This is a genomic window from Thauera aminoaromatica, from assembly GCF_000021765.1.
Classification (GTDB): Bacteria; Pseudomonadota; Gammaproteobacteria; order Burkholderiales; family Rhodocyclaceae; genus Thauera; species Thauera aminoaromatica.
Genome location: NC_011662.2, coordinates 2,393,536 through 2,416,192 on the forward strand (window position 1 = coordinate 2,393,536; position 22,657 = coordinate 2,416,192).

Annotated in this window: 24 protein-coding genes, 1 tRNA gene and 1 riboswitch; of the genes, 9 read left to right on the forward strand and 16 right to left on the reverse strand. The window is 64.3% G+C overall.

Going from position 1 to position 22,657, the window contains the following annotated elements:
* Positions 1–167: 167 nt before the first annotated feature.
* The 9 genes from TMZ1T_RS20265 to TMZ1T_RS21335 all read right to left on the reverse strand — a co-directional run bounded on the left by TMZ1T_RS20265 (position 168) and on the right by TMZ1T_RS21335 (position 7,389).
* Positions 168–1,157, reverse strand: coding sequence for a class I SAM-dependent methyltransferase (locus tag TMZ1T_RS20265; RefSeq protein ID WP_144312157.1), 990 nt, complete (start codon positions 1,155–1,157; stop codon positions 168–170).
* Positions 1,158–1,243: 86 nt separating this feature from the next.
* Positions 1,244–2,767, reverse strand: coding sequence for a DNA phosphorothioation-associated putative methyltransferase (locus TMZ1T_RS20270; protein WP_012585373.1), 1,524 nt, complete (start codon positions 2,765–2,767; stop codon positions 1,244–1,246).
* A 207-nt stretch (positions 2,768–2,974) separates the two neighbouring features.
* Entirely contained in the window at positions 2,975–3,406 is a 432-nt protein-coding gene (locus tag TMZ1T_RS10480; RefSeq protein ID WP_012585374.1) for a hypothetical protein, read from the reverse strand.
* Positions 3,407–3,648: 242 nt separating this feature from the next.
* The gene (locus TMZ1T_RS21330; protein ID WP_012585375.1) at positions 3,649–4,638 is read right to left on the reverse strand and encodes a putative molybdenum carrier protein; all 990 of its coding nucleotides are present in this window, start codon (positions 4,636–4,638) and stop codon (positions 3,649–3,651) included.
* 44 nt (positions 4,639–4,682) lie between these two features.
* Positions 4,683–5,390 (reverse strand): hypothetical protein, encoded by a 708-nt coding sequence (locus TMZ1T_RS10490; protein WP_012585376.1) that lies wholly within the window; start codon positions 5,388–5,390, stop codon positions 4,683–4,685.
* Between the two features lie 14 nt (positions 5,391–5,404).
* Positions 5,405–5,611 (reverse strand): hypothetical protein, encoded by a 207-nt coding sequence (locus tag TMZ1T_RS10495; protein WP_012585377.1) that lies wholly within the window; start codon positions 5,609–5,611, stop codon positions 5,405–5,407.
* A 39-nt stretch (positions 5,612–5,650) separates the two neighbouring features.
* Positions 5,651–6,408, reverse strand: a protein-coding gene (locus TMZ1T_RS20570) for an IS5 family transposase (RefSeq protein ID WP_086014417.1) whose coding sequence is annotated in 2 segments (ribosomal slippage) — positions 5,651–6,084 and positions 6,084–6,408 — 759 coding nt in all. Because the reading frame shifts where the segments join, the coding sequence is not laid out codon by codon here.
* A 210-nt stretch (positions 6,409–6,618) separates the two neighbouring features.
* Entirely contained in the window at positions 6,619–7,194 is a 576-nt protein-coding gene (locus TMZ1T_RS10510; RefSeq protein ID WP_012585380.1) for a hypothetical protein, read from the reverse strand.
* Positions 7,195–7,221: 27 nt separating this feature from the next.
* Positions 7,222–7,389, reverse strand: a complete 168-nt coding sequence (locus tag TMZ1T_RS21335) for a hypothetical protein (protein ID WP_012585381.1) — start codon at positions 7,387–7,389, stop codon at positions 7,222–7,224.
* A gap of 180 nt (positions 7,390–7,569) precedes the next feature.
* Positions 7,570–7,648, reverse strand: a riboswitch (SAM riboswitch).
* Between the two features lie 131 nt (positions 7,649–7,779).
* Here TMZ1T_RS21335 and TMZ1T_RS10515 point away from each other — a divergent pair.
* Together TMZ1T_RS10515 and arfB are read left to right on the forward strand one after the other, a co-directional pair.
* A complete protein-coding gene (locus TMZ1T_RS10515) occupies positions 7,780–8,391 on the forward strand; it encodes a 3'-5' exonuclease (protein WP_012585382.1) in 612 nt (203 codons plus the stop codon).
* Positions 8,392–8,428: 37 nt separating this feature from the next.
* Positions 8,429–8,833, forward strand: coding sequence for an alternative ribosome rescue aminoacyl-tRNA hydrolase ArfB (gene arfB / locus TMZ1T_RS10520; RefSeq protein ID WP_012585383.1), 405 nt, complete (start codon positions 8,429–8,431; stop codon positions 8,831–8,833).
* Between the two features lie 37 nt (positions 8,834–8,870).
* Here arfB and TMZ1T_RS10525 read toward each other — a convergent pair whose 3' ends face one another.
* Complete coding sequence (locus tag TMZ1T_RS10525) at positions 8,871–9,236, reverse strand: hypothetical protein (protein WP_012585384.1); 366 nt, start codon at positions 9,234–9,236, stop codon at positions 8,871–8,873.
* A 105-nt stretch (positions 9,237–9,341) separates the two neighbouring features.
* On the opposite strand from TMZ1T_RS10525, the gene TMZ1T_RS10530 reads away from it, so the two are divergent.
* The 5 genes from TMZ1T_RS10530 to TMZ1T_RS10550 all read left to right on the forward strand — a co-directional run bounded on the left by TMZ1T_RS10530 (position 9,342) and on the right by TMZ1T_RS10550 (position 14,999).
* Positions 9,342–9,821, forward strand: coding sequence for a helix-turn-helix domain-containing protein (locus TMZ1T_RS10530; protein ID WP_012585385.1), 480 nt, complete (start codon positions 9,342–9,344; stop codon positions 9,819–9,821).
* The gene (locus TMZ1T_RS10535; protein ID WP_012585386.1) at positions 9,818–12,319 is read left to right on the forward strand and encodes a VIT and vWA domain-containing protein; all 2,502 of its coding nucleotides are present in this window, start codon (positions 9,818–9,820) and stop codon (positions 12,317–12,319) included. Before TMZ1T_RS10530 ends, TMZ1T_RS10535 begins: the two co-directional genes overlap by 4 nt.
* Before the next feature lie 26 nt (positions 12,320–12,345).
* Positions 12,346–13,542, forward strand: coding sequence for an RtcB family protein (locus tag TMZ1T_RS10540; RefSeq protein WP_012585387.1), 1,197 nt, complete (start codon positions 12,346–12,348; stop codon positions 13,540–13,542).
* Between the two features lie 85 nt (positions 13,543–13,627).
* Positions 13,628–14,218: an HNH endonuclease gene (locus tag TMZ1T_RS10545; protein WP_041589652.1), complete on the forward strand. Its 591-nt coding sequence runs from the start codon at positions 13,628–13,630 to the stop codon at positions 14,216–14,218.
* Positions 14,202–14,999, forward strand: coding sequence for an HD domain-containing protein (locus TMZ1T_RS10550; RefSeq protein ID WP_012585389.1), 798 nt, complete (start codon positions 14,202–14,204; stop codon positions 14,997–14,999). The genes TMZ1T_RS10545 and TMZ1T_RS10550 overlap by 17 nt, the downstream gene beginning before the upstream one ends.
* On the opposite strand, the gene TMZ1T_RS20575 is transcribed toward TMZ1T_RS10550, so the two are convergent.
* Complete coding sequence (locus tag TMZ1T_RS20575; RefSeq protein ID WP_012585390.1) at positions 14,958–15,884, reverse strand: DUF2726 domain-containing protein; 927 nt, start codon at positions 15,882–15,884, stop codon at positions 14,958–14,960. The two genes, TMZ1T_RS10550 and TMZ1T_RS20575, sit on opposite strands and share 42 nt — an antisense overlap.
* A gap of 131 nt (positions 15,885–16,015) precedes the next feature.
* On the opposite strand from TMZ1T_RS20575, the gene TMZ1T_RS20580 reads away from it, so the two are divergent.
* Positions 16,016–16,273, forward strand: a complete 258-nt coding sequence (locus tag TMZ1T_RS20580; protein ID WP_012585391.1) for a helix-turn-helix domain-containing protein — start codon at positions 16,016–16,018, stop codon at positions 16,271–16,273.
* Positions 16,274–16,301: 28 nt separating this feature from the next.
* Here TMZ1T_RS20580 and TMZ1T_RS10555 read toward each other — a convergent pair whose 3' ends face one another.
* The gene (locus tag TMZ1T_RS10555) at positions 16,302–17,477 is read right to left on the reverse strand and encodes a tyrosine-type recombinase/integrase (RefSeq protein WP_041589653.1); all 1,176 of its coding nucleotides are present in this window, start codon (positions 17,475–17,477) and stop codon (positions 16,302–16,304) included.
* A 189-nt stretch (positions 17,478–17,666) separates the two neighbouring features.
* Between TMZ1T_RS10555 and TMZ1T_RS10560 the strand changes: the two genes are divergently transcribed.
* Entirely contained in the window at positions 17,667–18,758 is a 1,092-nt protein-coding gene (locus TMZ1T_RS10560; protein WP_012585393.1) for a DNA-binding protein, read from the forward strand.
* Between the two features lie 240 nt (positions 18,759–18,998).
* Here TMZ1T_RS10560 and TMZ1T_RS10565 read toward each other — a convergent pair.
* The 4 genes from TMZ1T_RS10565 to rfbB all read right to left on the reverse strand — a co-directional run bounded on the left by TMZ1T_RS10565 (position 18,999) and on the right by rfbB (position 22,609).
* Positions 18,999–19,083, reverse strand: a tRNA-Leu gene (locus TMZ1T_RS10565).
* A 78-nt stretch (positions 19,084–19,161) separates the two neighbouring features.
* Positions 19,162–20,610, reverse strand: a complete 1,449-nt coding sequence (locus TMZ1T_RS10570) for a mannose-1-phosphate guanylyltransferase/mannose-6-phosphate isomerase (protein WP_012585394.1) — start codon at positions 20,608–20,610, stop codon at positions 19,162–19,164.
* Between the two features lie 41 nt (positions 20,611–20,651).
* A complete protein-coding gene (gene rfbD / locus TMZ1T_RS10575) occupies positions 20,652–21,542 on the reverse strand; it encodes a dTDP-4-dehydrorhamnose reductase (RefSeq protein WP_012585395.1) in 891 nt (296 codons plus the stop codon).
* Positions 21,539–22,609: a dTDP-glucose 4,6-dehydratase gene (gene rfbB, locus TMZ1T_RS10580; protein ID WP_004310864.1), complete on the reverse strand. Its 1,071-nt coding sequence runs from the start codon at positions 22,607–22,609 to the stop codon at positions 21,539–21,541. Before rfbB ends, rfbD begins: the two co-directional genes overlap by 4 nt.
* Positions 22,610–22,657 lie beyond the last annotated feature (48 nt).

Consider the following 22,657-nt stretch of genomic DNA (forward strand, 5'->3'; position numbering starts at 1 on the left):
GTCATAAAGAAGCCGACTGGAGGGGTTCACCAGTTCATGAACAGGACCTTCCTGTAGGGCAAAGAACGACCCGTTCACCGGCTCAGGCAGAGAGCTTGCAGGGAAGCGGTTTCTATCTATATTGGATGAATGATTCTTTTTTTAGTGAGCTGCTTGGTCTTGTACGTCTAACCAAGGAGACTGTTTGACGTCGCGGTGGGCCACTTGAAGGACGCGAACTTGTCCGGTGTGAGGGCCTTTGGTACAAGCTGAGCTGGAGTCGCTGTCGGGCTCATCACTACGACTTGGTGGGCACCCTCTGGGCCATAGCTGATATGGATGGGTCGATCTGGACCGTAGACGTATAGCCTATCGAATGGGATATTGGCTGTCATCCATTTGGCAACCTCCACCATGTCTTCGTCCTCGACCAAGAAGTCGACTGCAGCGCCAAGTCGCGAGCAGATCGGCTTGCCAGCGCGGTTGAGTTCGTGTCCGGCATGTTGGTCGAGGTGTGGTGCGATCCGGCCCGGGATCTCTTTGGCTAGTGCGGCCGAGGCGAAGCCGTAGGTCAGCCGGATCATTCCGAAGTAATCGATGACTGGGTCCAGGATGTTTGTCGCAAGCGCGTGGAGAGCGTTGAACGTGGCAGCCTGCTGGGGGACGTTGTGCAGTCTGGTCCTCTCCCAGGTTTCGCCACACTCGATGAAGTGCCGGAAGGTGAAGTGCGCCCCGCATGGTTCGTCGAGGCTGGGGATCGTTGAGGACGGGGCAAGCGCATAGTCCGAGACCTCCAGCCGCCGCGATGCTAGTGCCTGCTGTAGTTGTTGCAGCGGAAGACCAAAACCATCGGGGTCGAAGAGGCTCAGTGCTTCCAAGTCTTCGTCGAAGCGGGACTGCTGCTCGAACATGTGATGGTCCTCGTTGAGGTAACGGGACTTAAAGTACAGGGGCGGGGGCTCATGGGGTGAGCCATAGACGAAGAAGTCGATGTCCTGGTCGCGCAGGCGGATCTTGATCCGCTCGGTCATGAGGGGGATGGGCTGGCCGTCAAAATCGTCAAACTTCATCAGGCTCAATTTGCCCGAGCGGATGTGGATCTTGACGAGGTCGATCCCGTCGAGGTCGCCATAGAGGATCGAGCCACACCCCACGTACACTCGCAACACGGCGGGCAAGCGCTCGATTAGGGATGCGTGGAGTTGCAGTAGTCGCTCTCGACGTAGTAGCCCAAACCCCTCGCTTGTGCGGCACGGCAGCGTCATCAAGTGTGGATGGATCTGCGACGCTCAGCAGCAACGCCTGCGCGGTGGCGAGGGGCCTTCTGGTAGTCGCCGAAGTGCGCTTTGACGTCGCGCTGCAGGCTTTCATCGAGGTGGCTGTAGCGCTTCCGCTTCGAAAAGAGCTGGAGAGCGAGGTACACGAGAAGATCGGCGCGACGCTCGGCTGCCGCGAGCTCGAACTCTGCGGTGTCCTTGACCTCGAGTACGAATCGAGTCGCGCGCGCCCACGAGCCGAAAGCCTCAACAGTTGCCGCGTAGTCCGCAAACTCGAATGGCTCGGGCGTGCGACCGAGGTTCAGCATCGCCTGCCACAGCGCGTCGATGAGGTCGTGATGCGCCGCGAGTTGTTGTTCGCGTCTGGAAGGCCGTGGCACCCTCGGGCTGCGAACTGCCTGCGCGCGGCGGTAGCCCAGTAGCTTCACGGCATGATGGCTGCGTTGTCGGCCGTACAGGAATCGCTGCTCAGCACCCTTACCCGCGAAAACGAACATGATGCCCGGTCCGACGGCGACGACCTCTGTGTCGAGAACGGACTCGACGAATTCCTTGAGTTCGTTCTGGGTGAAGTATTTCTGGAACGTTTGACGCCCGGTCAGGTAGCCATCCCGATAGGGTTGTCCGGGCGGTGGCGCGCTTCCATAAAGCATCGTCGAAACGACGAGCAGTTCTTCTGCAAGTTCGAATGCACCTCGCAGGGCGGCGATGCGCTCGTCGAAGTCCTCGATGACGTTGATGACGAAGCCGAGGTTGACGACCTTGGCGGGCCGCTTCTGCTGGTCGGGTGCGAAGTAGGGGTCCCAACCATTGGCTGCAATTCCGTTGCTGCGCAGTGCGGTCAGGTCGTCGCCACGACCGCAACCGTAGTCGAACAGGGTTGTTTGCTCGCCGAGCAGGCCGTGGCGAGCAAGGGCCTGCATCGGGGCGGAGAGGCCCGCTCGACTTAATGCGGTGCGGTGTCGTTGGATCTCCGCTGCCGTTGTGTCGAGCGTGTCGCCTTGCTCTGCCTCGGAGACTTCGTTACCTACCGGGAGGAGGGTGTGGCCATCGAGGTAATACCCGGCTGCGCGTATCTTCTCCTCCCACGTGCGCTTGAAACCGATCAGGTGATTGTCACGAAACAGCCCAAGCTGCTCAGCTTGGGCAGTGAGCGTGGCGAAGGCTTCGCGGTCCGGGTGGTTGGGCGGAAGGAGGAGTTCCTTCCTGTGCAAGATGGGTGGGTTGAGTGACTCGGCATACGAGCGATAGCTGACTCGATCGCCATCGAGATGGATGCGCCGGCTCTCCGCCAAGGTGGGGAAGGGATCCTCGAAGAAGGACGGATAGCGAAGGAGGGAGACCGTGCGGTTGGAAGTCCCGATCTTGAAGACGTCTGCCAACTCGAAGGCTTCCGCCGAAGCATGCCGAGCTTGAGTGATCGTCTCTCCCAACTCGTCTGGGAGGTAATCGAGGCATTGCCGGTGAATGTAGAGGTTGTCTCCGACGAGTTTTCCGATCGTTGGCCGCATCTGCGTTTTCCGGATGAGGGTTGGGTGCTGACTCGATCGATTGTGTCAGGGGCGGGGGATGACAGCTAGTTTCATGGCAAAGCTCGGGGCCTAGTCGGCGGCGCCTGCAACGGGGCATGCCAAAGCCTGACCGGTAGCCGCCCGACCCTCCCGCCAATATCAGCGAGGCCCTATTGACGTGCGCGGCGAGAAAGCTTCCGCCTGCGCTCATCGTCCATCCTCTGTGTCGGCCAGGCTTGCGGTCGGCACCTCGAAGCTGAAGCCTCGCGCCATCAAGAAGCGCACGATTCCCTCGCCCTCGCGCGCCATCTCGATCGGATCATCGCGCACGAGCCGCGCCTCCAGCCCCGCGAATTTCGCTGAGTCGCAGAAGCTGAAGACGATGTCCGGGTGGGACAGGAGGGCTCCGCCGGTGCGGTCGGCCAGCGCTCCGTCACGGGTGAGCTCGATGTTTGCCACGGCCAACTCTGTCAACAATTCATCCATCTCCTGCCCCGACATGCTTGCGAGTCCGAAGAGGTAACGATCCTCAGCCGCATACGGATAACGCACCCGGAAGGCCGCCTCGCCCCCGGCATAGTGGTAGCGCACTGCGCTTTTCTTGAGCACGGCTGTCAGAAAGACGACGGGAATGGTCATCGCGCACCTCCCTGAGCGAAAGACGGGTACTCGCTGATGGGTGAGAACGGGATGAACAACGACATGACACACTCCTCTTTAGCGGCTTTGCCGGCGTGGCGGGGGCCGCAAGTTGGATCAAATCCCCCTGGCTCGTGAGGTGAGCCAGACCGTGTGTTCGGTTGCCGGGCCTTTAGCGCGACGCCGGCCAGTGCAGAAAGCGCACGCAACTTGGTGCTGCGCCGCCCTGATCGAGCCGGGTGTCAGGCTTCCTCCTCATCATCGCCCCCGAGCGCCCAGTCGGGCCATACGAAGACTTCCTTCGGCCGTAGTGAACCGTCCGGCTCCAGGCTGCGCTCAAGCAGCTCGTAGGTCGCGGCGTAGATACCGGGCCGCTTGCTCTCGCGAGGGCCGGCGACGTTGAGCGAGCAGAACCGGTTCGCTTCAACCCAGGTGCGCAGGCGCACGGCCGCCTCCTGGATGGGCGTCTCGTCGAGCTGCAGCACCAGGACCGGCTTTTTGTGCTGGCGGGCGATCTGCACGGTCTCCAGCGTGCCGCCGTCGAGTTCGCCGAGGTTGACGATCAAGGTGGCGTCGCTCTCGAGCACGTTGCGCTTGGTGCGTTGGCGATAGCCGGCAGATTCCGTCTCCCTGAGCTGATAGCGGCCGGCAAGCGGGCCGTCCTCGGCCTTCCGGCCCTTGGGACACCACCCCCCGTGAATGATCCGGCAGGCAATGGCCCAGTCCAGCGCCGCCCGGTCGGCGCCGGTCTGTCCCCCTGAGTGGATCTGGCGAGCGGGCCAGGGCTCCTGCTCGTCAGGTTCTTCGCTCTCCTCGGCGACGACCGAACCATCATCGAGCACGTACCGCAGCGGCTCGAGCTGCTGGTTGGGGTCTTCCATCGGCTTGCGGTACCGCACCTCGGCCGTCGGGCCGACCTCCGCCTTGAGCCGGCGCGCAAGCTCGAGCCCCTGCGCAGGGAAGTCGATCCAGTCGAGGTCGAGGTTGGTCATCAGGCCCGGGACCTCCGGAGCGCGACAGAATCGCCGGTACCATTCGACCAGGGCCTCGAAGAGTTCTTCCGAGATCGGGTGCGAGCCGTTCCAGCCGCAGCAGTCCCCGCACAGGCTGTAGCGCGAGTCACGGCCGAGAACCCGTTCCCAGCAGAATGGATCGCCCTCATCGGGGCTGAGGATGTACTGCGAGACAACGCCCTCCGGGGGCTGACTCGGGGCTTTGGGTTTGGCTGTCATCGCGGCACGCCCTCCATCCGTTTCCTGGTTCTCATCATGTTCGATCACACGATCGGCTTGCGGTCGTAGCGCACGATGTCTTCGCCGTCATGGACGAAGCGGATCGTCCAGTCGCGCTCGGCGGCGATGCGGTTGGCCGCCTCGACCTCGGTGTGCAGTTCGGCGGCGTAGTAGCTGCTGCCGGGGCAGTCGCCCTCGACCACGACGATGCCGAGCGCATCCATCAACTCCGGATCTTCGCGCAGGAAATGGTCGTACGCAGCCCCCTGGGCGTCGCCGGTCTTGTAGTAGCGCTCCCACTCCTGGCAGGGATCGGGCGCTTCGGAGAGCCAGTCGTCGATGATCCTGTCGATGCTGGTCCGATCAGTGCCGCTGGCCTGCTCACACCACTCGAGCCAATCGTCCTCGACCTTCTCGTCGACCGTCGCCTCGTCAAGCGCGGGATCCTGCTCGAGCAGGTGCTCGCGGTAGAGCGCCTGGATGGGGTCGTAGAGGTCGTAATGGCTTTCGAGCATCGAGGCATCGACGTCGCTCGTGTCGCTGAAACCATAGGCGTCGTAGCGTGTGGTGGGCTCCTCGAAGTTGGCGTACGAGAGCGCGCGGAATTCGCTGACCTCGAACAGATCCCAGGTGCTGACGGCTTCGGTCCAGGCGGTGTCGATCTCGGCAGCGGACGCGGTGGCCAGATCCAGGGGCAGGGCGATCGAGGCGCCGAACGAGGCCAGCGCCTTGAGGAAAGTACGGCGATCCATGGCGGTCACCTCGTTCAAGCTGCGGCGGTGCTGACCGAGGCGCGGATGAGCGCTTCGGAAGCAGCCAGGATGGCGGTGAGTTCGTCGTCCGCCGGCGTTGCCGCAGCGCCGTCACGGCGCCACTGCCACTGCTGGCCGGCCTGCTCGACGTGGTAGCCGTGCTTGGAGAGGTAGAGCCGGATCAGTCGCTGAACGGCCTTGATTGCTTTGTCGCGGGACATGTTCGCCTCCAGAACAGAAGCGCCCTCTTTAGGTTCTGTTCACATATAACGATATGAGATCACCGCGCAAACGATTCGCACGAATGCCATGTAGCTGCATGCGAGCTTGTCGTAGCGTGTGGCGATCCGACGGTAATGCTTGATACGGTTGAAGAAGCGCTCGATCAGATTTCGCGCGCGGTACGCGCAGCGGTCGTAGTGCCTGGGGGTAATGCGGTTGGATCGAGGCGGGATGACTGCTTGGGCACCGGATGCTTCGATACTCATGACCAAGGCGTTGGCATCGTATCCTTTGTCGGCAACCAAGCTGGCGCACGGCATATCGGCAATCAAATCGTGCGCACACTCGATGTCGGCGACCTGTCCTGCGCTCAGAATCATGCGCAGCGGTTTGCCCAAGGCATCGACGGCAAAGTGCAGCTTGGTCGTCAGGCCTCCACGCGAGCGCCCCAGCGCCTGCGGTCCTACTTTTTTTGGGCGCCTGAGGCGTGCTGGTGGGCGCGAACGATGGTCGAATCGATGAACACCCGCCCCAGATCGCGCTCGCCGGCCAGTGCGAGGGCGACCCGATTCCAGACGCCTGCATCGCGCCAACGCGCAAAGCGTACATACGTCGAATGCCAGTTGCCGAACTCGGGCGGAAGGTCGCGCCACGGACTGCCTGTGCGTGCCAACCAAAGGACCGCCTCAACGAACAGCCGGTTGTCTTTGGCCGAACGCCCTCTATCGCCGGGTTTGCCGGGTAGAAGCCCTTCGATTGACTGCCACTGTTCATCTGTCAGCACCATTCGAAGCATCCTGATCTCCGCCCAAAGATCAGGATGTAAACACAAATCAGCTAATGTGAACAGCCCCTAGCGGTATGCGTTTAACGTCCCCCGCAAGTGGGGCTAAATCAGGGACCGGATGCCGTTGCGGCATGGGTGAAAGACTACCGGGCCGGCCGAGCCTGCGGGAGAAATTCCCCGCAAACTGCGCTCGGCCGCGCCCGGGTGGGTGGCCATGCGCTAGCGCGAGAGGACGATGTCCGACTCGTGCCGGGCCGCCTCGGCGTTGGCCTTGGCGAGCGCTGCCTGCCACTCGCGGAAGAAGCGTTCGCCGAGCAGGTGACGGGCGAGCACCGCGCGAAGGTAATCGGAGAGCGGCTGCTTTGCGGCGTCGGCCAGGTCCTGCAGCTCGAGCTTGAGCCGCGCGGGCAGGAAGAGCTTGAGATCCTCAGTGGCCTTGCCCAGGTGGCGGGCGTTGATCTCGCGGGGTGTCGGCCCTTCTTCGGTGGCGCTGCGCCGGACGGATCCCATGATCTCGATCTTCTCCATCTCCTTGAGCCGAGCGCTCATTCGACGCTTCAGATGCGCGAGTTCCACTCGCCCGAACACGTGCTCGAAGAGGATCCAGCGCAGCACGTCAGGGCGGCTCGCGTCGTGCTGATTGCAGAGCACATCGATGGCAGCGACCAGCTTCTCGGGGAGCCAGAGCTTGATCGACACCGCATTGGTGCTGAAGTCTTCGTACACGAGCGCGCTGGGGCTGATCTCACTGACGTCGCCCATGAAGCGCGAGCCACGGGTTGCGTAAGGCCACATGATGATTTTCTCCTCGTGTGACCGGGCTCAACGCCAGCCGAGCCAACTTGGGCGGATCGGCAGGGGCTCGCTCGACGATTGGCGCAGAGGCGCGCTTGCCTGCGCAGGCGGGAAGGGATTGGGAACGAACTTGCCGAGCGCCTCGCGCTGGCTGGGGGTCAGGCGCCGGTCGCCCGTGGATTGCGTACTGATCATGGTCTTGCTCCTCGCCCCCTGTTGAGCCGGCGTGACCGGCCTCGCGGGGGCGAAGAGGCGGTGACGCTTTAGCCGGTATTTGTCATCCGCCCCGGCAAGTTGTCGTTAATGCCGGCGGTTGGGCGCTGGGCGCCCGTGAGGTGCTGCAAAAAGCAAAAGACCCGATGGCCATGCAGGCTCAGCGGGTCTGGTCAGGCCGCTTTAGCTGCATTTATTACGCGCCCGCAAGCTGTGATTTCAAATCGGCGCGATGACCGGATTAAAGCGGAGGGGCATTGGGGCTGTCAAGGCGAAGGCAGTCGTTGGGCCCTGGCCGCCGTGCCTATAATCGCGGCCGGTCATCAAGGTGCGCATGGCCCATGCGCCACGTCCTGGAGAAAGGTGTCGAGCATGGAAGCGGTGGCAGTCATAGATTTCGAGACCACGGGGTTGTCACCCGCGCAGGGCGATCGCGCCACGGAGATCGCAGCGGTCATCGTGGAGGACGGTCGTGTGGTCGACCGCTATCAGAGCCTGATGAACGCGGGCGTGCGGATTCCCGCCTACATCGAGGCGCTGACCGGGATCACGAACGCCATGGTCCGCAGCGCACCTTTGGCGGGCGAGGTCATGCGCGACGTCTCCGATTTCGTCGGCGACATGCCGATCGTCGCCCACAACGCCTCGTTCGACGCCAAGTTCTGGGACGCGGAGCTCGGGCGCATCCAGCGCAACAGGAAGCAGGATTTCGTGTGCTCGCTGCTGCTGTCCCGACGTCTCCTACCACTCGCACCGAGCCACAAGCTGGGCGTCCTGGTCGAGTACGCCAATTTGCCGGTCGCCGGGCGCTATCACCGCGCACTGGCCGATGCCGAGATGGCCGCGAGCCTGCTGCTGCGGCTCGAGGATGAGCTGCGGCTGCGGCATCAGGTGCCCAGGGTGTCGGTCGAACTGCTGCGGCAGATCCAGCGCGCGTCGAAGGCGCAGCTGCCAAGATGCCTGGCCGCTGCCCGGGGATGCTGATGCGCGTGCGACGTGGGGCGCGGACAGGGACTCAGCGATGACGACCCGCTTCATCCTTTCCCCCGATGAGATCGAGATCACCGCGATTCGCGCGCAAGGCGCGGGCGGCCAGAACGTCAACAAGGTGTCGAACGCGGTGCACCTGCGGTTCGACATCGCCGCGTCGAGCCTGCCCGATGACATCCGCGCGCGTCTGCTCGCCCTGCACGACCATCGGATCAGCAAGGAGGGCGTGGTGATCATCAAGGCGCAGAAGTTTCGCAGCCTGGAGAAGAACCGCGCCGAGGCGCTGCGCCGGCTGGAGGAGCTGATCGAGCGTGTCGCGGTGCCCCCGAAGGCGCGCCGTGCGACCCGGCCAACCCGCGCGTCGGTCACCCGCAGGCTGGAGGGGAAGGCGCGGCGGGGGTCGATCAAGGCTGCGCGCGGAAAGGTCAGCGACTGACGGATCGGTGCCCTTGAGGCTCAATCAGCGTCTCGCATCACTCAGCGTCCAGCAGGCGCGCGCATTCGTCCATCATCGAGCGCGCCAACTCCGAGTCGTAGTTCGGATCGAGCGCTTCCATCATCTCGTGCGTGGTGTAGAGACCCGCTTCCCGTGACAGCGAGCCCGCGATCTGGCGCGCCAGCCCGTCGCTGCGCGCGGAGAGCTGGCGGCGATCGGCCAGTGGCAGTGCGCGCTCGCTGCGCCGGAGCCAATCGGCGATGAAGCTCGCGCCCTGGGCCTCGGTGAGCCACTGGCCATGTTCGTAGTGGATCGACAGGCGCTCGGCAGTGAGCGCGAAGATCAGCGCGGCGCGCGTGCCTCGGCTGTCTGCGGGCGGTGTCGGGCGGGGAGGTGGGGACATGGTGTAACGGCCAGGTTGGGTCAGGAGACGGCCGGATGCTATCAGCCCTCTGCTGGTTTTAAGGCACAGTTGTACTGTTCAAATAAAAGTGGCTTAATAGGTGCCATGAACACCGACGCCTCCCCAAGCTATCCCCTGGCCGAGTTGGCCGTGCTCGCGGACCTGCCGCCCCGCACGGTGCGCTACTACGTGCAGATCGGCCTGGTCGACCGCCCCGAGGGCGAGACCCGGGCGGCCCGCTACGGCGCGCGGCATCTCGAGCAGCTGCTGCAGATCCGCAAATGGACCGCTGCCGGCGTCTCGCTCGAGCGCATCCGCGAGTTGCTCCACGGTGCGCCACCGCCGGTGCCGCCTCGCGAACGCGCCATCGGCAGCGTGTCGGTGCGCAGCCATCTGGCGGTGGCCGAGGGGGTCGAGGTGGTGATCGATCCGCAGCGCGCGGGCCTGAGTCCCGAGGCGGTGCGCCAGTTCATCCAGGGCGTGATGGCCGCCTTCGAGGCGGTGCAGGGGCAAGGCGGGGCGGTGTCGCAGAGCGCTGCTTCGAACAACACGGACAAGAACGACCGACAGGCGGGAGAACGATGATACAACAACAATCGGCACGACTCGAGACGAGGGCGGGTGAGGCACTGACGCTGCAGGGCGTGCGGTTCACCGGCACCTTGCGCGGCACGCTCTTCGAAGCGGATCTCGAACAGCGCTTTGCCAACCCCTTCGAGCGCCATGTCGAGCTCGTCTACAGCTTCCCGCTGCCCTGGGCGGCGGTGCTCCTCGGGGTGGAGGTGCGGATCGGCGAGCGCCGCCTGTCCGGTGCGGTCATCGAGAAGAGGCAAGCCGAGCAGGGCTACGAGGACGCGCTGGCCGAGGGCAACACCACCATCCTGCTCGAGCAGAACGTCGATGGCAGCTACACGCTGAACCTGGGCAACCTCGCACCCGGGGAGACCTGTGTGGTACGGCTGCGTTACGCCCAGGTGCTGCAGTTCGAGCAGCATGGCCTGCGCCTGGTGGTGCCCACGGTGATCGCCCCGCGCTACGGCGACCCGGTGGCCGATGCCGGCCTGAAGCCACATCAGCTGGTCGAGCACGACCTGATGGCCGTCTATCCGTTCGAGCTCACCTTGCGCATCGAAGGCGAGCTCGCGCGGGCGCGCATCGGCTCGCCGAGCCATCCGTTGTCGACGCGGCTCGAAGGAGAGGGGGAGACGGCGGCGATGCTCGTATCGCTCGGTCGCGGCGGGGCACTCGATCGCGACTTCATCCTGGTGCTCGACGAGGTTGCGCAGGATTCGCTTGCCGTGTGCGCGCACGACACCCTCGATGAGGGCGCGGTGAATGTGCTGGCGAGCTTCTGCCCGCGTGTGCCGGCGGCGGCCCATCCGCTCGCGGTGAAGATCCTGGTGGACTGCTCGGGCTCGATGCAGGGCGACAGTATCGCCGCTGCGCGACGTGCGCTGCAGGCCATCGTCGCCGGCCTGCGCGAGGGCGAGCGGTTCTCGCTGTCACGCTTCGGCAGCACTGTCGAGCATCGCTCGCGCGCGCTGTGGCGCACGAGCCCCGCTACCCGGCTGGCCGGGCAGCGCTGGGCGGCACAGTTGCAAGCCGACCTGGGCGGCACGGAGATGGAGAAGGCGCTGGACTCCACGCTGGCCCTGGCCGGAGACGCATCGGTAAGCCCCGGTGCTGGGGAAGGTGCCGCGCCGGTCGATCTGCTCCTCATCACCGATGGCCAGATCCACGCCATCGACCGAACGGTGGCGAAGGCGCGCGCGCTGGGTCACCGGGTGTTCGTCGTCGGTATCGGCAGCGCCCCTGCCGAGGGTGTGCTGCGCCGCCTGGCCGAGGAGAGCGGCGGGGCCTGTGACTTCGTCGCCCCCGGAGAGACTGTGGAGCCTGCCGTGCTGCGCATGTTTGCGCGCCTGCGCTCGCAGCGCATGGCGTCCCTGGCGCTTGCGTGGCCGGCTGGTGCGAAGCCCCTGTGGATGAGCGCGCTACCCGGCTCGGTGTTCGATGGTGACGCGGTGACCGTGTGGGCACGCTTCGCGCAGGTGCCGGATGGGACGGTGCGTCTGATCGGCCGGCGCACGCACGCCTCGGTGCCCGAGTCGCTGGGCGAAGCCTGCCTGACGGCTGCGGAGCATGATTCGGCGCTCAGCCGGATGGCCGTGGCCGCGCAGATCGAAACCCTGCTCGCGACCGAGGGCGCCCAATCGCGTCAGGCGCTGGAACTGGCCGTCGCGTATCAGCTGGTCAGCCCGCTGACGCATTTCCTGCTCGTCGAGACGCGTGCCGAAGCCGACAAGCCGGCGGACATGCCCGATCTCGTGAAGGTGCCCTCGATGCTGCCCGCCGGCTTTGGCGGGCTCGGCAGTCTCGACTTCTGCATCGACCCCTGCATGGCGCCGCTCACTGTTAATGAGGCACCGGAGCACTACGGCTCGCCGGCTGCGGCAAGCGGTGCGTATCTCGACTTCGACGATCCCTTCGATGCGCCCGTGGTGCTGCGCTCGGGTCGACGTGCGGATCACGGCGATACGCCCAACAAGGCTGGGACCTATGACATCCCGGCTTTCCTGCGCCGAAGCTCGAACCAGGACGCCGGGCAGCCCCCCCGGGACGATCCGCGTTACTGGTGTGCCGAACCGCATTACACAGGTCTCACTCCCCTCGGTCTGACACAGTGGCTCCGCAGTCACCCGCAGGCCGAATGGCCGCAACGTTATGCCGAGTTGCGCCGACTCGGTGTCGGTACGGCAGTGCTCGACTGGCTCGAGTTCGTGTTGGCTGAAGGGGAGGGTGAGTCGCTGGTGGTCGCCTGCTTCGTTCAGGTGATGGCGCAGCGCGACCTGTACGAAGCGCTGCTGTCGGACACCGGCGCGCTTGGTAGGCTTAAGGCCTTGGCACAACGCGTGGCACCGGGCGCGGCGCTGAAGGTCAGCCAGGATGACCCTGCGGCTGCGTCGATCCTTGCTCGCCTGCAGGTGTTTGTAAGTACGCTGCGGGCAGAGCGCTGGCCCGACTGCGTCTTTGCGCTCCAGGACGGGGCGTCGGCGCTCGAACAGTCGGGTGTCGGCGTTGGATAGAGGCAGGGAAACGTAAGGGAGCAGTCATGCCCGTGAAGACCGTCCTCGACGGCAGCGCCGTACCGGTCAGGATCTGGACCGACGACATCGACGAGGGCTCGAAAGCGCAGCTCGCCAACATCGCCAGCCTGGCCTTCATCCACCATCACGTGGCTGCCATGCCCGATGTGCATCTGGGCATCGGCGCGACCATCGGCTCGGTGATCGCCACCCATCAGGCCATCATTCCGGCGGCGGTGGGTGTCGACATCGGCTGCGGCATGGTCGCGGCGCGCCTGTCGCTCACCGCCAACGACATCGACGAGAAGCGCCTGAAGAAGGTGTTCGATCAGATCAGCCGCGATGTGCCGGTCGGCCGCGACCAGCATGCGGACGGCCGGGTACTGGTCGACGCGGTGCGCCCGTTCGAGCCGGGCCTCAAGGCCCTGACCGAGCGTCACCCGCAATTGCTCAAGGCCTTCGGCAAGTTCTCCAAGTGGGCGAACCAGATGGGCACGCTCGGGGGCGGCAACCATTTCATCGAGGTCTGCCTGGACGAGCACGAGCAAGTCTGGGTGATGCTGCACTCGGGCAGCCGTGGCATCGGCAACGCCATCGCGACGTACTTCATCGAGCTGGCGAGAAAGGACATGGCGCGCCACATGATCCACCTCCCCGATCGCGATCTGGCCTACTTTGCCGAGGGCAGCGAGCACTTCGCCGATTACGTCGAGGCTGTGCATTGGGCGCAGGAGTACGCGATGGCCAACCGCCAGGCGATGCTCGATCTCGTGCTCACGGGGCTGGCGCGCCACCTGCCGCCCTTTACCGTCACCACCGAGGCGGTGAACTGCCACCACAACTACGTCGCCCGCGAGCACCACTATGGCGCCGATGTCTGGGTGACGCGCAAGGGCGCGATTCGTGCAGGGAAGGGGGAGCTCGGCATCGTCCCTGGCAGCATGGGCGCGCGCAGCTACATCGTGCGCGGCAAGGGCAATGCGGAGAGTTTCTGCTCCAGCGCGCACGGCGCCGGCCGGCGCATGAGCCGCACGGCCGCGAACAAACGCTTCACCGAGGCCGACCTCGCACGCCAGACCGAAGGGGTGATCTGTCGCAAAGACAAGGGCGTGGTTGATGAGATCCCCGGCGCGTACAAGGACATCGACGAAGTGATGGCCAACCAGCGCGACCTCACCGAGGTCCTGCATACCTTGAAGCAGGTGGTGTGCGTGAAGGGGTAGGGGGCGACGGCGCGTCAGGCAATCTCTCACATCGCTTGCCGGTCTTGCATTGATGCCGGATGCAAGCCGCCCATAGAATCCGCGCATGAGCACTCCACACCTCGATCGGCTTCTCTTCATGCAGGGCGGCCAGTGTTTCTTCTGCCGGCAGCCCTTGCCTCGCGGTGAGGCCTCCATCGAGCATCTGGTGGCCAGCGCCAACGGGGGCACGAACAGCGAGGAGAACTGTGTCGCCTGCTGCCGTACCCTCAACAGCCTCCTCGGATCGAAGTCGATCAAGGAGAAGTTGCAGATCGTGCTGAACCAGCGCGGCGACTTCCGCTGCCCCCGGCCGCGAGAGTCCGCGCCCGCGCCAGGTGCGCTGCCCCTGCCTGAAGGCGACAACCCGACTCCACCGGTCGTGAAGCCGACCGCTGTCGCCGCCAGTGCGCCTGCAGCCGTCGCGCCGACCCGGGACACCCATCAGGAACGCCTTGCGCTCGTCCTCGAGGACCTTCGCAAGCGCGGCAACTCGCGACCGCGCAAGGAGGCGACCCTGATGACCACGATCCAGGCCCTGATCAAGCAGCGTACGAACCAGCCGATTTCCGACGCCAACCTGAAGAAGCTGCTTGCCGAACTTCAGCAGCGCGGGCAGGTGACGATCGCGGAGGGGAAAGTTGCCTACAAACTCTGATCCCAACACTGCCGTCGCGGCGGGCGATGGGGTACGGCTGGACGCCGACAACCTGGTGCAGCGTGTCGCCGCACGCATCCGGTCCCGGTTCGCCGAGGAGGCCTCGGGCCATGACTGGCACCACATCCACCGTGTCTGGCGCCTGGCCCGGAAGATCGCCGTGGCCGAGGGCGCGAGGCTCGACGTGGTCGAGTTGGCCGCACTCGTCCATGACATCGCCGACTGGAAGTTCCACGGGGGTGACGACGCCATCGGGCCACGCGAAGCCGAGTGGCTGCTGCGCGAGGAAGGCGCCGGCGACGACCTCGTTGAGCCGGTCGTCGAGATCGTGGCGACGATCTCGTTCAAAGGCGCAGGGGTCCGGCAGCCCATGCGGACGCTCGAGGGGCAGTGCGTCCAGGATGCCGACCGGCTCGATGCGATCGGAGCGATCGGTATCGCCCGCTGTTTCGCATACGGCGGCCATGCGGGTCGCCTGATGTACGACCCTGAAGTCCCGCCCGTACTGCACGCGACCGCTGATGCCTACAAGGCCGCGAAGGGGACCAGCGTCAATCACTTCTACGAAAAGCTCTTTCTGCTGAAGGACCGCATGAACACCGCGACCGGACGCCTGCTCGCGCAGGAGCGACACCAGTTCATGGCCTCCTTCGTCGAGCGCTTTCTCGAGGAGTGGAACGGGGACGAGGGCTCAGCCCATCATGGTCCAGCGGTGCTTGTGGAGGCCAGCAGCGACGCCTTAGGCGGGAATGAACTTCGTTCCAGTGGATCGCGTTCGTAACCGCTTACCGACGTCAATGTTTGGAGCGACTTCTTCCGTCAGGAATGCATACCAGTCGTCTGTCGTCATCGTCTCCGGAGATTCGGCGCGCAGACGATAAAAGGGAAGTCCAACGAGACCGAAAATCGCGTTCTTCATCTCATCGCGGGTCTTGATTTCGGGCCGATCATGATATGAGCTATCGAGCTCGAACGCGGCAACGGGATCCCCTTCATCCGGCACGATCAGCACCGCATCGACCCGGGAGTTTTTTGCGTAGGCCCACGTCGACTTACCTACGAGCTCACGCAGGCGACTGAACTCGATCATCTGGTCAAGTGGATAATTCGGCAGCGCAAGTAGCGCGGGAAATCTCAGCGACAAGGCCTTGAGAAACGCTCTCTCCTGGCTACTCCTGAAAACCGAACGCCGGATTCCCATTGCGTCGGACGCGTTTGGATCGCCGAAGCGCATAAGTGTGCTGCTGACAACGCGCCGCACTTCAATGACGGGCTCGGAAAGAGCCTTGGCTGCTTCCAACTGCTTTCGATTGGTATTCTGGCGTCGTTCGGACCAACGTCGATGCTCGTCGCGAAGTGTCCTCGCGATAGCGTGCAACGTGCTTGAATCCAGGCGCTCGGCGAGGCCGATAACGGTCGAGTAAGGAGCTGATATCTCGCCGGCGAGAAGGAGCTGCTCATACTCAGTCAGCAGATCCTCTGCGGCTTGCGGTGCTTCGAGGAGGAGACATAAGGCCTCGCCGGCGAGGGCCTTCAAGTAGTCGTCGTTCCTCCGGAAAACCTGAACCTCACCGTCGAGAAATAAAGTGACAAAGGCGGCATGCTCCCGCCGATGCAGATGCCCACGCAACGTCCGAATGACGCTTGCTTTATCCCTTGTCTGCACGAAGTCTCGTCGTCTAAGTCGTCAGAATCGAGTGGGAATAGTACGTGTCGGCGCGCCCATTGTCACTCATAGAGCGTCGCCTCATAGAGGCCACACTCCTAGCATCAGTCGAAAATCCATTTCCGACTGCTGTGACTTCTTCCTCCGACCCCAGGGTCCTCTTCGGTAAGCACCTTGCCGAGCTTCGCCGAAGCCGCGGATGGTCCCAGGAATACCTCGCGCTTGAGAGCGGTCTCGCGCGGAGTTACTTAGGCGGCGTTGAGCGTGGACAGCGGAACATCGCGCTTCTGAACATCATTCGCTTGGCAAACGCGCTGGAGCTTCCACCCTCTAAGCTTCTTGAGTTCGAGGATCGCAACGGCGGCCGTGTTGCATCGGGCCTGAGTTAGAGATCAATCGAGGGCCCGCACACCAGCATCAGGACCAGGCGATGCGGTGACCGCGCTCTGTAGCCTTGTGGCGTTCATCATCGTCGCCATGGAGGTATAGGCTCGTGGTTGTGATTGACTCGTGGCCTAAGTTATCGCGGACGAACCGCAAGTCGACCTCGGCGCCTGCCATGTTCGAACCGGCCGTGTGACGTAGCCAGTGCGCCGAAGCCGCACGCAGTGCGTTTGCCCGCGACACAAACTCATCGCCACGCTCCTCAACTCGCTTCGCTGCACGCTCAAAGACTTCTTTCACGACTAGATGCACGGCCCCGCGCGTCAGAGCCCGACGCTGTCCGCCGATTGGAAGGAGGAGGGGGGTCGGCTCGCCTGGAACTGGATAGGGCGCCAACGCGTACTCCCGGCGGTAGCGCACCAACTCCATCATCAGTTCGTTCGTGGCAGGGACGATCCTCGTCTTCTCACCTTTGCCCGTTACTTCAAGCCACCAAAGGTCGTCCCCGTTTCGGTCACGCCGGGAAAAGAAGCACCCCATGGTATTGGTCGTGACCTCCGTGATACGAAGGCCGCACAGGTAGAGCAGACTAAAGAGCCAGCGCACGCGGAAGTAATGCTCGCGCTCGCGATCCGTCTCGTTTGGCATCGCTTCGATCGATGCCTTGACTTCCACCCAGGTAGGCTCATCGAGGAATCGGGTGATTCGGGGCTTCGACCGCCGCTGGCGCTGTCGAGAGATGGATAGTGGATTGCCGGCAAGGTACCCAGCATTCACAAGCCAGGCGAACATCGTGTTCAGGATGACAATCGCTTGTCGCTGACTGCTGGCAGACAGCGACCCAGAAAACGGTCTCCAGGCAGGATCGTTTCGGGGCCATTTGCGGCCTTTGGCCATGACCCAGCGTGCAACGGGCTGTGGATCTGCGAGAAATCGCCTGTACAACAACAGATCCTCGTGACTGAGGCTGGAAAGGGGTTTGCCCAACTCCGTGACCGACCAGAGGAGGAGGCGCTCAGCCTCCTTTCGGTAGCTATCGAACGTCGTTCGGGTCTCGACAAAGCGGGCGAGCCACGCTTTGACGGCATCGACGTCGTTCTGCGCCGAAATCTGCGGCCGACCGCCAACGGCGCGGTTATTACCGACACTTCCGTTGAGTTCGCTTGGCAAGTTGACCAGTTCCAACGGGCCGAACGCGTTTCGGGGCATCAAATTCACGAGGGTCACCTCCAGAACGGCGGATTCCGCACGTTACTACACATTATAGGAATAATGTCTAAATTTAATGATTATACGGCCGGATTTGTCCGGACACCGGACAGCGCTGCCCTGTATATTGTGTTTCTACCGCCAAGGCGGCTACCATCCTGAAATTGGTCGAAAACCCGAGCCCAAAAAATGAGCCGTAGCTCCGTTATTACATACGAGCATGTCCGTCAGGCCTGCTACGAGATCCTCGCCAAGGGGGAACGACCAACCCGCCCAGCGGTTCAAGAACTACTCTCCAGTGACCGGTATGTTGGCCAGAAAGGCAGCAACGCCGTCGTCCAGAACCACATCCAAGAGTTCTGGAGTGCCATGGCAAACACGTTGCAGGTGCCCGTGCGGACGGTGGACGGGATCCCCGAGGCCTTCGTAACGATCATCGATCGCGCACTTGGCGATATGGTGCAGGTTGCCAAGAGACTTGCTGAGGAGGGCCTCAGGGAGCGGGAGGCCCATCTGGACAAGCGATCCAGAGAAATGGAGGCAACCGCTCAGGAGGCAAACGAGCGTGCCCTCGAATCCCATCAACTCCGCCTACGCATGGAGAGTGAGGTCGCGGCCTTGAGAATGAGGATCGGAGACCTGGAGGCCAACCTCGCGGAGTCTCAGAAGAAGCTGGCCGAAGAGTCGCATAGGGTCCTTGAGCACCAGCGCACGATCGACGAAAAGGATGCCGAACTCGTGCGCCAGTTCTCCTCGCTGGACGCGGCGAGACTCGCCATCGAGCAAGCTAATGAACATCACCGCCTGGAGACCCATCGACTGTTGCAGCAACTGGACAACGAGCGTCAAACCGCAAGCAAGGAGCGGAGGCAGCAGAACGAAGAGGTAGAGCGCACACGCAAGGACGCTGCCACTGCGCGAGAGGAGATCATTGCGTTGCGTGAGGACTGCGCTCGACTCAAGGCAGAGAGCGTCAAGATATGCGAGAGGCTGACAGAGGCAACAGCCTCAATGGAGACCCTGCGAAGCAGCCTCGAGAAAGCTGAGGCCCAACTCTCCATATCGGAGCGTGACCTTGCAGCGGTGAGAGTGCGGCACGAGGTGGCTGATCAACTCCGGCAAGAGGCAACGGTCAGGCTTAACGTCCAAGCTGAGGAAATCGGCCAACTTCGGCAAGAAATTGCAAATCTTAGGAGGCGACGCGTCAAGAGCCGTGCACCAGAAGAGATCGCTCTTACGAGTAAGGAAGAGACAGATACGAAACGGGCAAATAGTGACTAGCCATTCGCGTCAGGCCCTTGTAGCTCTCCACGACGGTGGTTACAAAATTACTAAAATACTGGTAACAACTTTAGTTAAATGAACGGCGAATTCTTCGCACCGAGATGCCATGTCGGGTATTTGTTTACATAACACATATTCTCGCTGTTTTAGTTGCACCTACTGCAGGGGGACTTCCTGGCCGCGAGCGCGCTTGCGGGAACGCTGCAGCACGCGCGTGCAATGCCAGATTGAAAACCCTGGTGCGGGGAAAGAGACTCGAACTCTCACGCCTTGCGGCGCTGGAACCTAAATCCAGTGCGTCTACCAATTCCGCCATCCCCGCACACTTCAGCACAAGTGAAGCGGCGCGCATTATACACGCGCCGCTTCGCGTACCGGGCGGCAGCGGCTGGTCCGACGCTCAGGCCGTGCTGCGGCCGTAAGTGTCCTCGAAGCGGACGATGTCGTCCTCGCCGAGGTAGCTGCCCGACTGCACCTCGATGATCTCGAGCGGGACCTTGCCCGGGTTCGACAGGCGGTGGGTGTGGCCGAGCGGGATGTAGGTCGATTCGTTCTCGGCGAGCAGGAAGCTGCGCTCGCCGTTGGTGACCTCCGCCGTACCCTTCACCACGATCCAGTGCTCGGCGCGGTGGTGGTGCATCTGCAGGCTGAGCTTGGCGCCCGGATTGACCACGATGCGCTTGACCTGGAAGCGCTCGCCGGCGTCGATCGAGTCGTACCAGCCCCAGGGACGATAGACCTTGCGATGGCTCTGGGTGAGCGTGCGGCCCTCGGCCTTCAGGCGCGCGACCACCTTCTTGACGTCCTGCGTGCGATCCTTGTGCGCGACCATCACCGCGTCGGGGGTCTCGACCACCACCATGTCCTCGCAGCCCACCGCGGCGACCAGGCGGCTGCCGGCGTGCACCAGGGTGTTGCGGCAGGCCTCGAAGAGGACCTCGCCGCGCGCGGCGTTACCCTCCCCGTCCTTGGCCGACACCGCCCACAGCGCGTCCCAGGCGCCCACGTCGGACCACCCGGCCGACAGCGGCACGACCACGCCCTGCCCAAGCTCCGGCGCTTCGGCGAGCTTCTCCATGACTGCGTAGTCGATCGAGTCGCTCGGGCTGCGCTCGAAGGCGGCGGTGTCGAGACGGATGAAGTCCGCGTCGTGGGTGCAGCCGGTGACCGCCGTCGTGCAGGCCGCGGCCATTTCGGGCGCGAAGCGACGGATCGCCGCCAACCACACCGAGGCCTTCATCATGAAGATGCCGCTGTTCCAGTAGTAGGCGCCGCTCGCCACGTAGGCCTCGGCGGTGGCGCGGTCGGGTTTCTCGACGAACTCGAGCAGTGCGCGCGCGCCCTCGCCCTCCGCCAGCGCCTCGCCGCTGCGGAGGTAGCCGTAGCCGGTCTCGGGGTGGTCGGGCACGATGCCGAAGGTCACCAGTGCACCCTTGGCTGCCGCCTTGGCGCCGATCGCGATCGCATGCTGGAAAGCGACCTGTTCGGTGATGACGTGGTCGGCAGGCATCACCAGCAGGATCGGATCGCCCTCCTCCACCGCAACCAGCGCGGCCAAAGTGAGCGCCGGCGCGGTGTTGCGTCCCACCGGCTCGAGTACGATCTGTGGCGAACGTACGCCGATCTGGCGGAGTTGTTCGGCGATGATGAAGCGATACTCCTCGTTGGTGACGACCAGCGGACGCGGGTCGACCTCGCCGCCGGGGAAGTCCTTCAGGCGCAGCGCGGTCTCCTGCAGCAGCGAGCGCTCGCCGGTAAGGGGGAGGAGTTGCTTGGGATAGCTCTCGCGCGACGCCGGCCACAGTCGGGTGCCGGAGCCGCCGGAGAGGATCACGCTCTTGATGGTCATGAATCGGGTCCTTGCGTTGTTCTGTCGTTCGGCCGGGTGCTTCAGTCCAGGATCTCGCGCAGCATGCGGGCGACGCCGTCGCGCCAGTCGGGCAGCGCGAGACCGAAACGTTCGCGCAGCCGCGAGGTGTCGAGCCGTGAATTGAGCGGCCGCGCCGCGGCGGTCGGATAGTCGCGGGTGCCGATCGGCGCGATCTCGCCTGCCTTGAGCGTCGCCCCGAGCTTGCGCGCTTGCTCAATCACGAAGCTTGCGTAGCCATGCCAGCTCGTCTCGCCGCCCGCGGCGAGGTGATAGGTGCCGCCCAGGCTGCGGTCCGCGTGTTCGGCACGGAGGGCATGCGCGCTGACGTCGGCGATCAGCTCCGCGCCGGTGGGTGCGCCGTGCTGGTCGGCGATGACGGTCAGGCGTTCGCGCTCGGCCGCGAGGCGCAGCATCGTGCGGGCGAAGTTGCCGCCGCGCGCCGCATACACCCAGGAGGTGCGCAGGATCAGGTGACGGCAGCCCGCGGCGCGGATCGCCTCCTCTCCGGCGAGCTTGCTGCGGCCGTACACGGAAAGCGGTGCGGTCGGGGCATTCTCGCGCCAGGGGGTGTCACCGCTGCCGTCGAAGACGTAGTCGGTCGAGTAATGCACCAGCAGCGCGCCCACGGTCGCCGCGGCCCGGGCCAGCACGCCCGGCGCCTCCGCGTTGATGCGCTGCGCGCGCTCGACATCGGTCTCGGCCTTGTCGACAGCGGTGTAGGCGGCGGCGTTGACGATCACGTCGGGGGCCAGGCTGCGCACGGTGCGGTCGATGCCATCGAGGTCCTCGAGGTCGCCATGCAGGCCGTCGGCGCCGCCACGGTCGAGTGCGACGACGGTGCCGACCGGCGCGAGCGCGCGCTGCAGCTCCCAGCCGACCTGGCCGTTCTTGCCGAGCAGCAGGATCTTCATGCGCGGGCCTCGCGTCCGGCGTAGTTGCGCGCCACCCAGTCGCGATAGGCGCCGCTCTGCACGTTGGCGATCCAGGCCGGGTTGTCCAGGTACCACCGCACGGTCTTGCGGATGCCGCTCTGGAAGGTCTCCGCCGGCCGCCAGCCGAGCTCGCGTTCGATCTTGCGCGCGTCGATCGCGTAGCGGCGGTCGTGGCCGGGGCGATCCTTGACATAGGTGATCAGGCGGGCGTGGCTGCCGGCTGCACTCGGGCGCAGCTCGTCGAGCAGCGCACACAGGGTGTGCACGATCTCGAGGTTGGCCATCTCGTTCCATCCGCCGACGTTGTAGGTCTCGCCGAGGCGGCCGCGCGCCAGCACTTCGCGGATCGCGCTGCAGTGATCGCCCACGTAGAGCCAGTCGCGCACGTTCTGGCCGTCGCCGTAGATCGGCAGCGGCTTGCCGGCGAGCGCGTTCACGATCATCAGCGGGATCAGCTTCTCGGGGAACTGGTAGGGGCCGTAGTTGTTCGAGCAGTTGGTGGTGAGCACCGGCAGGCCGTAGGTGTGATGCCAGGCGCGCACCAGGTGGTCGCTCGCCGCCTTGCTCGCCGAGTAGGGGCTGTTGGGCTCGTAGGCCTTGGTCTCGGTGAAGGCGGGATCGTTCGGGCCGAGCGAGCCGTAGACCTCGTCGGTGCTCACGTGCAGGAAGCGGAAGGCCTCGCGCTCGCCGGCGGGAAGCGCGCTCCAGTGCGCGCGCGCCGCTTCGAGCAGGGTGAAGGTGCCGTCTACGTTGGTGCGCACGAAGGCGCCGGGACCGTGGATGGAGCGGTCGACGTGGCTCTCCGCGGCGAAGTGCACCACCGCGCGCGGCTTGTATTCGGCGAACAGGCGCTCGACCAGGGCGCGGTCGCAGATGTCGCCATGCACGAAGAGGTGCCGCGCGTCGCCTTCCAGGCGCGCGAGCGTCTCGCGGTTGCCGGCATAGGTCAGCGCGTCGAGGTTGATCACCGGCTCTTCCGAACCCTGGAGCCAGTCGAGCACGAAGTTCGCGCCGATGAAGCCGGCGCCGCCTGTCACGAGAATCACGTGGGGAATCCTGTTCGAGTCTGGAAAGCTGCCATTATCGCATTCAGG

Excerpts from the sequence above, each read along its gene's own strand:
- TMZ1T_RS20270 (WP_012585373.1), bottom strand. The coding sequence starts at position 2,767 with ATGCGGCCAACGATCGGAAAACTCGTCGGAGACAACCTCTACATTCAC.
- TMZ1T_RS10480 (WP_012585374.1), bottom strand. The coding sequence starts at position 3,406 with ATGACCATTCCCGTCGTCTTTCTGACAGCCGTGCTCAAGAAAAGCGCA.
- TMZ1T_RS21330 (WP_012585375.1), bottom strand. The coding sequence starts at position 4,638 with ATGACAGCCAAACCCAAAGCCCCGAGTCAGCCCCCGGAGGGCGTTGTC.
- TMZ1T_RS10490 (WP_012585376.1), bottom strand. The coding sequence starts at position 5,390 with ATGGATCGCCGTACTTTCCTCAAGGCGCTGGCCTCGTTCGGCGCCTCG.
- TMZ1T_RS10495 (WP_012585377.1), bottom strand. The coding sequence starts at position 5,611 with ATGTCCCGCGACAAAGCAATCAAGGCCGTTCAGCGACTGATCCGGCTC.
- TMZ1T_RS10510 (WP_012585380.1), bottom strand. The coding sequence starts at position 7,194 with ATGTGGCCTTACGCAACCCGTGGCTCGCGCTTCATGGGCGACGTCAGT.
- TMZ1T_RS21335 (WP_012585381.1), bottom strand. The coding sequence starts at position 7,389 with ATGATCAGTACGCAATCCACGGGCGACCGGCGCCTGACCCCCAGCCAG.
- TMZ1T_RS10515 (WP_012585382.1), top strand. The coding sequence starts at position 7,780 with ATGGAAGCGGTGGCAGTCATAGATTTCGAGACCACGGGGTTGTCACCC.
- arfB (WP_012585383.1), top strand. The coding sequence starts at position 8,429 with ATGACGACCCGCTTCATCCTTTCCCCCGATGAGATCGAGATCACCGCG.
- TMZ1T_RS10525 (WP_012585384.1), bottom strand. The coding sequence starts at position 9,236 with ATGTCCCCACCTCCCCGCCCGACACCGCCCGCAGACAGCCGAGGCACG.
- TMZ1T_RS10530 (WP_012585385.1), top strand. The coding sequence starts at position 9,342 with ATGAACACCGACGCCTCCCCAAGCTATCCCCTGGCCGAGTTGGCCGTG.
- TMZ1T_RS10535 (WP_012585386.1), top strand. The coding sequence starts at position 9,818 with ATGATACAACAACAATCGGCACGACTCGAGACGAGGGCGGGTGAGGCA.
- TMZ1T_RS10540 (WP_012585387.1), top strand. The coding sequence starts at position 12,346 with ATGCCCGTGAAGACCGTCCTCGACGGCAGCGCCGTACCGGTCAGGATC.
- TMZ1T_RS10545 (WP_041589652.1), top strand. The coding sequence starts at position 13,628 with ATGAGCACTCCACACCTCGATCGGCTTCTCTTCATGCAGGGCGGCCAG.
- TMZ1T_RS10555 (WP_041589653.1), bottom strand. The coding sequence starts at position 17,477 with ATGCCCCGAAACGCGTTCGGCCCGTTGGAACTGGTCAACTTGCCAAGC.
- TMZ1T_RS10560 (WP_012585393.1), top strand. The coding sequence starts at position 17,667 with ATGAGCCGTAGCTCCGTTATTACATACGAGCATGTCCGTCAGGCCTGC.
- TMZ1T_RS10570 (WP_012585394.1), bottom strand. The coding sequence starts at position 20,610 with ATGACCATCAAGAGCGTGATCCTCTCCGGCGGCTCCGGCACCCGACTG.
- rfbD (WP_012585395.1), bottom strand. The coding sequence starts at position 21,542 with ATGAAGATCCTGCTGCTCGGCAAGAACGGCCAGGTCGGCTGGGAGCTG.